This is a genomic window from Photobacterium sp. OFAV2-7 (assembly GCF_022347985.1).
Lineage (GTDB): Bacteria > Pseudomonadota > Gammaproteobacteria > Enterobacterales > Vibrionaceae > Photobacterium.
Map to the genome: position 1 here is coordinate 1 of NZ_JAKRFQ010000144.1, position 7,806 is coordinate 7,806.

Here is a 7,806-nt window from a genome sequence, read left to right on the forward strand (position 1 = left end):
TTTATTAATTCTGCATTTGTGCTTAGGCGAGAACCATTCCTGGCTGGGCAAAAGTAACCGGTACTTCCTGCTCATCCTCGAAGGTTGACCACTCATAGGCTTCCTGATCGGCCAAGACTGCACGTAGCACCTTGTTGTTCAGGGCGTGGCCGGATTTATAGGCGCACATTTCACCGATAATATTATGGCCACACATGTACAGGTCACCGATCGCATCCAGTACTTTGTGCGTCACCAGCTCATTATCAAAACGCAGGCCTTCATCATTCAGGATGCGGTAATCGTCCAGAACAATGGCGTTATCGAAGCTGCCACCAAGACACAAGTTTTGTGACTGAAGGTACTCGATATCACGCATGAAACCAAAGGTACGAGCACGGCTGATGTCTTTGACAAATGACTGGCTCGAGAAGTCCAACACTAAACGCTGCTGCTCAGATTCAATCGCCGGGTGATTAAAATCGATAGCGAAGTCCAGACGAAACCCGTTATACGGACGGAGTTCAGCCCATTTGTCGCCATCTTCGACGCGAACAGTTTTTTTGATACGCAAGAAACGCTTAGGAGCGCCCAAGGTCTCAATACCGGCAGACTGCAACAGGTAAATGAACGGGCTTGCACTACCATCCATAATTGGAATTTCAGGTGCATCAACCTCGATAATTACATTATCGATTCCCATACCTGCCAAAGCTGCGTTTAGGTGTTCAACCGTTGAGATGCGCACACCTTCCTCGTTTACAAGGGCGGTACACAGCATGGTATCTCGCACAGAATCAGCATCTGCAGGAAAGTCCACAGGTGGATTCAAATCCGTACGACGATAGATCACACCGGTATTTGCGGCGGCAGGACGCAGAATAAGCGTGACTTTACGCCCAGAGTGAAGTCCCACCCCAGTCGTTTGCACTATGCTTTTCAGTGTACGTTGTCTGATCATCTGCTCTTCTCAACTTTCTATTAGCCAATACATCGGCCCATTACCGTGCGATTGCACGATAATTGGGCAAACATCTTACCACTTATTGAGCGGTAACCCAAACAATTTACGTTTACTAGTCAGCCTGCTTACGTAAAAATGCTGGAATATCAAGGTAGTCATGGTCAGCCTGTGGCTTTGACTTCGCCGCCGCTGATGATGAGCCTTGCTGCACATTCGCTTCGGCCGCAGGAGCCTGCTGGCTCAGCGGTGCTGGCTTAGTCTCCTCGACAGCCGGTGCTGCTGCAGGCTTTTCCTGTGCAACTGCCTGGACCGGCTTAGACGATGTCACCAGAGTGATATCCGGCTTGCTCTCTTTGCCAATACCCGTTGCAACAACCGTTACGCGCAACTCATCCGTCATCTCAGGATCCAGAGACGTACCAATAACAACCGTTGCGTTGTCTGATGCGAAGGCTTTCACTGTGTTACCCACAGTTTCAAACTCGTCAAGACGCATATCCAGACCGGCAGTGATGTTAACCAACACGCCACGAGCACCAGCCAGGTCGATGTCTTCCAGCAGCGGGCTGGAGATAGCCATTTCAGCGGCTTCTTCAGCACGGTCATCGCCAGTTGCAACGCCGCTGCCCATCATGGCATGGCCCATTTCAGACATCACGGTACGTACGTCAGCAAAGTCGACGTTAATCATACCCGGACGGGTAATTAGCTCTGCAATGCCCTGTACTGCATTCTTGAGTACGTCATTTGCCTTGGCAAAAGCGTCTAGCAAGGTAATACCGCGGCCCAGCACTTTCAGCAGTTTTTCGTTTGGAATCGTGATCAGCGAGTCGACGTGCTTTGACAGCTCTTCGATACCCTGCTCAGCAAACGCCATACGCTTCTTACCTTCAAAGCTAAATGGCTTGGTTACCACTGCAACAGTAAGAATGCCCAGCTCTTTCGCCACCTCAGCAATGATCGGAGCCGCACCGGTACCAGTACCGCCACCCATTCCTGCCGCGATGAAGATCATGTCCGAGCCTTGCAGCTCAGCCTTGATAGCCTCACGATCTTCCAGTGCAGAGTCACGACCCACCTGAGGGTTCGCACCTGCGCCCAAACCTTTGGTGATATCACCACCGATCTGAATCACTGTACTTACACTGCTTTTTCGAAGCGCCTGAGCATCAGTATTGACACTGATGAACTCAACACCTTCAATCGACTCACGTACCATGTGATCGACAGCATTACCGCCGCCGCCGCCAACGCCAATGACCTTAATTACCGCTTCATCAGACATTTCCATCATCGGTTCAAACATTTGTTCTCTCCGTTTATCCTGTTCGCATCAGGTTTTAAAATTCTTTTCTTAGCCAGCCACTGATTTTGGAGAAAATTCCGGATACCGAACGCTTCGGCTCCAGTTCACCATCATCAAATGTCTGACTGTCCTTTCCGTAATGCAGTAGACCTACTGCAGTTGCATAATGCGGAGCCTGAACATAATCAGTCAGCCCACTTAGCTCAAGCGGTTGCCCGATCCGTACCTGATTGCGAAAAACTCGCTCGGCACATTCAATCAGGCCTTCCATCTGTGCGGCACCGCCGGTTAGAACGATACCTGCCGCTAAATGGTGCTTCACCCCTGCATTACGCAGTTGTTCTTGTATTTCCAGCAGTTTCTGATTAACCAGCCCCAACAGCTCGCTGTAACGGGGTTCTATCACTTCTGCCAGTGTCTGGCTCTGCAGGCTGCGTGACGGTCGACCACCGACACTCGGTACATCGACCTTCGCATCTTTGCTCACCAACTCGCTCAACGCACAGCCAAATTTCACTTTGATTTCTTCTGCATCACCCGGAGGCGTACCGAATGCGTAGGCGATATCACTGGTCACGACATTGCCGGCGTAAGGGATCACTTCGGCATGCCGCAATGCTCCGCCTGTCCAGACTGCTAGATCCATGGTACCGCCACCGATATCGACCACACAAACACCCAGTTCGCGCTCATCGGCTGTCAGTACCGCATGGCTGGCAGCCAAACCAGAAAAGATCAGCTGATCAACCTTGAGTCCACAGCGCTCGACCGCTTTTACAATATTGCGAGCCATATCGTTGTGACAGGTGATCAAATGCACGCTTGCTTCCATCCGAACGCCTGATAATCCAACAGGGTTTTTAATTCCCTCTTGATAATCAATAGCAAATTCCTGAGGAATTACATGCAAAGTTCGGTGTTCATCGCTAATTTTTACTGATTTCGCTGTATGAATAACATTATCAACGTCATCCTGCGTTACCTCTTTGTCAGAAATAGGCACCATGCCTTTTTCTGTCTGGCAACGTATATGTTTGCCGGATAACGACAAAAACACAGAGGAAATCTGGCAATCTGCCATCAGCTCAGCCTGATCGACTGCGCGTTGAACAGATTTGACGACGGACTCAAGGTCATTAACCCCGCCTTTGTCCATTCCCCGTGACGGGCTGCTGCCGACACCAATGACATTTACATTGCCATCAGGCAAGACTTCCCCAACCAAAGCACTCACTTTGGATGTGCCGATATCCAGGCCCACTATGAGTTTTTTATCTGCCGCCTTCGTCATTAGCGCACGCTCTTATAGTTATACTCACCGAACTGCCCTAGGTATTCAGAGGCTTGTTCTGGATGTATTATTCTGGAACCACTTTCCAACCCACAGCAGCCCCGGTATCGTAGCGCAAGTCTACGTACTCAATGGCTTTTCCCTGCTGCTCTAGTTCAGGATATATGCCGATAAAACGCTCAAGGCGCTCCATTCGGGCTTCTCGACCCAACTCGAGTCGAATTCCATTCTTTAGCCATACTCGCCAGGCCCGGCGTTCATTCAATGCCAACCTGGCAATGTCGAACCCGGCAAGCTGTAATCTTGGTTGCATTTCACGCAACGCGGTCAACACTTCGTGACTGCTACCATCCGGTCCGCTTAACCCGGCCAGATGTTTCTCTGTGACCTGTTCCGCCAGCGCCTCGAACACCGCACCGTCAGTATTTACCAGATATTGCTGGTTCCAGATTGCCGCTGGCTGGTGCTCAACCACAAAAACCTTGATGGAATCAGGCCATTGTTTTCGTACCGACGCTCTCGAAATCCAAGGCAACGCTTCCAGAGCCAGCTGGATCTCATCGACATCCTGGGTCATAAAGCTACCCAGATGATCCAACTGCAATATTCCCTGGCGAACATCGTCGGCACTCAGGTACTCAAGCTTTCCCTGGATCACCAGTTGCGATAACGGCAACCGGTTGGCGTCTGTCATCCAGTTTAACCCTGCGCTAACCAGCCAGGCGATAAAACCGATAACAAAGAGAAAAAACGCCACGCCTCCCCAATGTGCCGCCTTACCCAAAGGAGGCTGGGATACTCTTTTTAAGACTGCATCAGCCATATAACGTTTGTTTGCCCTTACCTCAATCATCACGACCCTCCAACATCACCGGGAGGGATAACTGACGCTTGGAAAAGTCAGGTAGGAATGCACAAAGTTGATCGATTATACCGACCAACCCGTTGCTCTCCAACTATTGTTGAAGGTTTCCTTTCATATCCTGAGATCAAAACCTAATAAATGGTTATATCACGGGCACTTTGCCGCTTAAAAATGATGCAATAAATGTACCATTTTGCTTTCAACTATTGGTAAATGATCAATCCCGACGCATTTCTGAAATATTCAGCTCCATTTCAGCCAGTTGACGGGCAATCTTGCCAACATCACCGGCGCCTTGAGTTAATACCAAATCATCATTCTGAATGATATTGGCCAGCGCAGACGGCAATGCCTCGCTGTTAGGGACAAAAATCGGATCGATCTTGCCGCGTCCGCGAATAGTGCGGCAAAGTGCGCGGCCATCGGCCCCGGCAATCGGTGCCTCTCCGGCAGCATACACATCCAACATAACCAGCACGTCAACCTGTTCCAGCACATTGGCAAAGTCATCGTACAGATCACGGGTACGGCTGTAACGATGAGGCTGGAACACCATTACCAGGCGCTTTTCCTGCCATCCTGCCCGCGCAGCTTTGATTGTCACGTCCACTTCACTCGGGTGGTGGCCATAATCATCCACCAGCATTACTTTGCCGTTGCCGGACTCGAACTCACCCAGATGGTCAAAACGACGACCCGTCCCCTGGAACTCTGCCAGCGCGCGAATAATCGCATCGTCTTCAACCCCTTCCTCAGTTGCCACCGCAACAGCAGCCGTAGCATTTAGCGCATTGTGCTGACCCGGAATATTTAGCGCAATATCAAGCGCCGGCTTACCCTGACGCAAAATCGTAAAGTGTCCCTGCTGGCCCTGCTGGCGATAGTTGACCAGGCGGACATCGGCATCTTCAGAGAAGCCATAGGTGATCACCTGGCGGCCAATTCTCGGCAGCAGCTCACGCACAACCGGATCATCAATACACATCACGGCCAAGCCGTAGAAAGGCAGATTATGAAGGAAATCGACAAAAGTCTGCTTCAGTACCTCAAAGTCGCCGCCATAGGTTTCCATATGATCAGCTTCAATATTTGTCACTACACACACCATCGGCTGCAGATGCAGGAATGAGGCATCACTCTCGTCGGCCTCGGCAATCAGATAGCGACTGGAGCCCAGGCGAGCATTAGTGCCGGCACTTTTCACCAGGCCACCGTTGACAAATGTCGGATCGAGGCCGGCTTCCGAATAGATCTGGGTGGTCAGTGCCGTCGTAGTTGTTTTGCCGTGGGTACCGGCAATTGCAATACCGTGGCGGTAGCGCATCAGTTCGGCCAGCATTTCTGCCCGGCGCACAACCGGGATCCTCAGCTCGCGCGCAGTGGCCAGTTCTGGATTATCGGCAGATATCGCCGTAGAGACCACGACCACACTCGCCCCTTCTACGTTACTGGCGGCATGGCCAAAGAAAAGCTCAGCGCCTTTTTCTGTCAGCCGCTCGGTAACCGCGTTCGGGGCAATATCCGACCCGCTCACGCAATAGCCTTCATTAATCAATACTTCAGCGATACCGCTCATGCCGGCCCCGCCAATTCCAACAAAGTGAATACGCTCAACGCGGCGCATTTCTGGCACCATGGTTCTGATTTTTGCTAATTGCGGGTTATCCAGTTTACTCATCACTCTGTCTCTTATTTATTTGCCAGCGACTTGATCACATCGGCAACGCGCACGTCGGCGTCAAGGATCGCTGCATCACGCGCAGCACTTGCCATATTGACAAGCGAGCCACGGTCTAATTGGTTTAATTCTTCTGCCAGACCCTGTGCGGTCAGATCCATTTGCTCAATCATTTTCGCCGCCCCGCACTGCACCAGGTGATCGGCATTCAATGCCTGCTGGCGGTCTTTGTGCATAAACGGGATAAAGATGGCGCCGACGCCGGCTGCCGATAGTTCAGATACCGTCAAAGCGCCGGAGCGGCAGACAACAATATCTGCCCATGCATAGGCTGCCGCAACATCATCGATAAACTCGGTTACCTTGTGAGCCGTTTCTGTTTTGTCTCTGTAAGCCTGTTCGGTGGCATCGAGGCTGCCTTTGCCCGCCTGGTGCCAAATGGTCACCTTGTCGGCCAGTATGCCGGCAACCTCTGGCATCGTCTGATTCAAAATACGAGCACCCTGGCTGCCGCCCATCACCAGAATACGGATCGGCCCCTGACGCTCGGCAAAACGCTCGCTCGGTGCAGGCAGCAAGGTCACATCCTTGCGCACCGGGTTGCCAACAACCTCGGTATCAGAAAACGCCCCAGGAAACGCCTGCAATACCTTCGAGGCGATACGCGAGAGCCACTGATTAGTCAGCCCCGCCACGGCATTCTGCTCATGCAGGACAACGGGTACACCAGAAAGCCAGGCCGCAACGCCACCCGGACCACTGACATAGCCGCCCATGCCCAATACTGCATCGGGCTGCCAGGCCTTGATATATTGACGAGCCTGTAAAATCGCCCCCAGGATCTTAAAGGGTGCCGTCAGCAAGCGGGCTATCCCCTGCCCACGCAGCCCCTTCACCTTGATAAAGTCAATCTCGATACCGTGCTTTGGCACCAGATCTGCCTCCATCCGGTCGGCCGTCCCCAGCCAGCGAATGTCCCATCCCTCTTGCTGCAGTTTCTTGGCCACGGCAAGTCCGGGAAAAACATGGCCACCGGTTCCCCCGGCCATCACCAGCAGGCGTTTATTCTTGTTCATTGTCGTCATCATCTAATTCTTCTGCAGGACCATACTTGGCAGCTAGACGCTGCTCATGATCAATGCGTATCAATATGGCGACTGCCGTTGCCATGATAAATAAACTGGAGCCACCGTAACTGATCAGCGGCAGTGTCAGCCCCTTGGTCGGGACCAGCCCTGCGGCTGCTCCTACGTTGACCAGAGTCTGGAAAGCAAACCAGAAGCCAAAGCCGAATGCCAGAAAGCCACCAAACAGCTGCCCTGACTGCAGGCATTTGCGGCCGATAAATAGTGCTTTAAAAACCAGGGAAAAAATTAACAGCAGTACAATCGTGACCCCAATCAGGCCGACTTCCTCAGCCAATACTGCAAATACGAAATCAGTATGAGCCTCGGGTAAATACTCCAGCTTCTGAATCGAGTTGCCCAGCCCCTGACCCAACCAATCCCCGCGGCCGAAGGCCATCAGCGACTGGGTGAGCTGGTAACCGCTACCAAAAGGGTCCTCCCACGGATCCATAAACGAAGTAACCCGGCGTAGACGATACGGCTCGAAAACAATCAGCAGGGCGATTCCCATCATCGCAGCTGCTAGCATCGCCAGAAACTGCCATAATTTGGCACCGGCAATAAACAGCATGCCGACGGTCGTGACAAACATCACT

At 52.0% G+C, this 7,806-nt stretch carries 7 protein-coding genes; all 7 read right to left on the reverse strand.

The window, feature by feature from the left end; all coding sequences use genetic code 11:
• Positions 1 to 22: 22 nt before the first annotated feature.
• Entirely contained in the window at positions 23 to 940 is a 918-nt protein-coding gene (gene lpxC / locus MHN01_RS10140; RefSeq protein WP_239411245.1) for a UDP-3-O-acyl-N-acetylglucosamine deacetylase, read from the reverse strand.
• A gap of 115 nt (positions 941 to 1,055) precedes the next feature.
• On the reverse strand, positions 1,056 to 2,249 hold the full coding sequence (ftsZ, locus tag MHN01_RS10145; RefSeq protein WP_239411246.1) for a cell division protein FtsZ: 1,194 nt from the start codon (positions 2,247 to 2,249) through the stop codon (positions 1,056 to 1,058).
• Positions 2,250 to 2,283: 34 nt separating this feature from the next.
• Positions 2,284 to 3,540, reverse strand: a complete 1,257-nt coding sequence (gene ftsA, locus MHN01_RS10150; protein WP_075762355.1) for a cell division protein FtsA — start codon at positions 3,538 to 3,540, stop codon at positions 2,284 to 2,286.
• A 67-nt stretch (positions 3,541 to 3,607) separates the two neighbouring features.
• Positions 3,608 to 4,363: a cell division protein FtsQ/DivIB gene (locus tag MHN01_RS10155; protein ID WP_239411249.1), complete on the reverse strand. Its 756-nt coding sequence runs from the start codon at positions 4,361 to 4,363 to the stop codon at positions 3,608 to 3,610.
• Between the two features lie 259 nt (positions 4,364 to 4,622).
• Positions 4,623 to 6,083 carry a UDP-N-acetylmuramate--L-alanine ligase gene (gene murC, locus MHN01_RS10160; RefSeq protein ID WP_239411247.1) on the reverse strand — a complete coding sequence of 487 codons (1,461 nt, stop codon included), beginning with the start codon at positions 6,081 to 6,083 and terminating at the stop codon, positions 4,623 to 4,625.
• 11 nt (positions 6,084 to 6,094) lie between these two features.
• Complete coding sequence (gene murG / locus MHN01_RS10165) at positions 6,095 to 7,159, reverse strand: undecaprenyldiphospho-muramoylpentapeptide beta-N-acetylglucosaminyltransferase (protein WP_239411250.1); 1,065 nt, start codon at positions 7,157 to 7,159, stop codon at positions 6,095 to 6,097.
• Positions 7,146 to 7,806: FtsW/RodA/SpoVE family cell cycle protein (locus MHN01_RS10170; protein ID WP_239411248.1), on the reverse strand; the 661-nt coding region annotated here is incomplete at its 5' end. The genes MHN01_RS10170 and murG, both read right to left, overlap by 14 nt.